At 63.9% G+C, this 1,801-nt stretch carries 2 pseudogenes; both read right to left on the bottom strand.

Going from position 1 to position 1,801, the window contains the following annotated elements:
• Positions 1-91: 91 nt before the first annotated feature.
• A pseudogene (tnpC, locus tag NKH13_RS35460) lies at positions 92-1,406 on the bottom strand (IS66 family transposase); the annotation flags it as partial.
• A 135-nt stretch (positions 1,407-1,541) separates the two neighbouring features.
• Positions 1,542-1,694: pseudogene (gene tnpB, locus NKH13_RS35465) on the bottom strand (IS66 family insertion sequence element accessory protein TnpB); the annotation flags it as partial.
• Positions 1,695-1,801 lie beyond the last annotated feature (107 nt).

The following is a 1,801-nucleotide window of genomic DNA, read 5'->3' on the forward strand; positions in this document are numbered from 1 at the left end:
TTCGCTGTTCTCGCAGCGAAGCCGATGTCCGAAATACGGGTGCCAACGGTAATGGACCTCGACCTCCTGCCCAACATGGGCAGAATGACCCCGAGATGGCGATCGGTCGGACGGAGCGCTCGACGACGTTGCTGTCGATCTCGATGCGGCCGTCTTCGAGGAAGCGCGAGAGCCCTTGCCAGCGTGAGAGCGTGTAACGGATTGCCTCTGCCAGCTTGGTCTTTTGGCTGATCAGGCCGAGCTTCTCACGCAGCCATGGGTCGAGTGCTGCGATGATTGAAGCACTCCTTTCCTGGCGCGCAGCGCGGCGCTCGTCGGCCGATCGGCAACGGATGTCATCCTCGATCTTGTAGAGTTCGGCGATCCGTCTCAGCGCCTCGCTGGCAATCGGCGCGGGACCGGCCGCTGCCAGTTCATAAAAGCGCCGACGGACATGCGCCCAGCAGAAGGCAAGCGTGACGCCGCTTTTGTCGGCCAGCACGCGATAGCCGCCATAGCCGTCGACTTGCAAGATTCCGGTGAAGCCTGCGAGATGAGCGATCGGACGCTCGGCCTTTCGGTCCGGCGCATAGACATAAGCGACGCCCGGCGGGTCGGCTCCCTGCCATGGCCGATCATCACGCGCATAGGCCCAGAGCTGCCCGGTCTTGGTCCTGCCTCGGCCGGGATCGAGCACCGGCGCAGTCGTCTTGTCGGCGAAGAGCTTCGGCGAGGCCTTCAGCTTGCCAAGCAGCCGCTCATGCACCGGACGCAGGTGTCAGGCGGCGCGGCCGACCCGGTCGGCCAGCGTGGAGCGATCAAGATTAATGCCTTGCCGGGCATAGATCTGCGCCTGACGATAGAGCGGCAAGTGATCGGCGTATTTGGAGACCAGCACCTGGGCAACCGTTGCCTCTGTCGGAAGACCACCCTCAATCAGCCGGGCCGGCGCGGGAGCCTGAACGACCACATCCTCACAGGCGCGGCAGACATATTTGGGCCGGCGCACGACAATCACACGCAGCTGCGCGGGAATGATATCGAGCCGCTCGCTCACGTCCTCACCGATTCGATGCAACCCATTGCGGCAGCACGGGCAGGCATGGTCCTCGATGTCGACGACCATCTCCACGCGAGGAAGATGCGCCGGCAGCGAGCACGGTTGGCCTGACGTTTGGCAGTCTTTACCAGACGTTCCGCGGGAGCAGCCTGCTCGTTCTTCTCCTCGTCGGCCGCCTCGATCTGCTCGGCTTCCTCAAGCCCCAGTAGAAGCTGGTCTTCCGGCAGCGTCTCGGCACGCCGGCCGAAGCGGTGACGCTGCAATTCCTTGATGATCTGGATCAGACGGCATTCTCGACGTCGCGCGCCAGGACCATCGCCTTCAGCGCGTCCGGATCGTCGGGAAGCTGGTCAGCCGTCATCGCCATGACCGGATCAGACCATATTTCGCCGACAGCCCGCGACAGCAGAATCCAGGCTGATTCACTTCGTCGCGGGTCAGCCCGCCTGGACTGGAACGCGGGTCCGGTGCGCCTCGTGGACCCGCCGCCAATCGAGCACAGTTGCGCGGCCGTCAGCCGCATCACGCCGTCCTGCACTTTCGGCCAGCGGAACTCACCGTCCTCCAGGCGCTTGGCATAAAGACAGATGCCGGTGCCGTCCCAGAAGATCAGCTTGATCCGGTCCGTCCGCTTCGCCCGGAAGACGTAGACCGCCCCGCTGAACGGTTATGTGGCGCGCCACATAACCGTTCTTATGCGTCGGGCGAGATTATGTGGCGGAGCCTTCCTGGTGCCAGCCTAGGCCCGCCGGTCCGGATTTT

The organism is Mesorhizobium sp. M1348 (assembly GCF_040317925.1).
Lineage (GTDB): Bacteria > Pseudomonadota > Alphaproteobacteria > Rhizobiales > Rhizobiaceae > Mesorhizobium.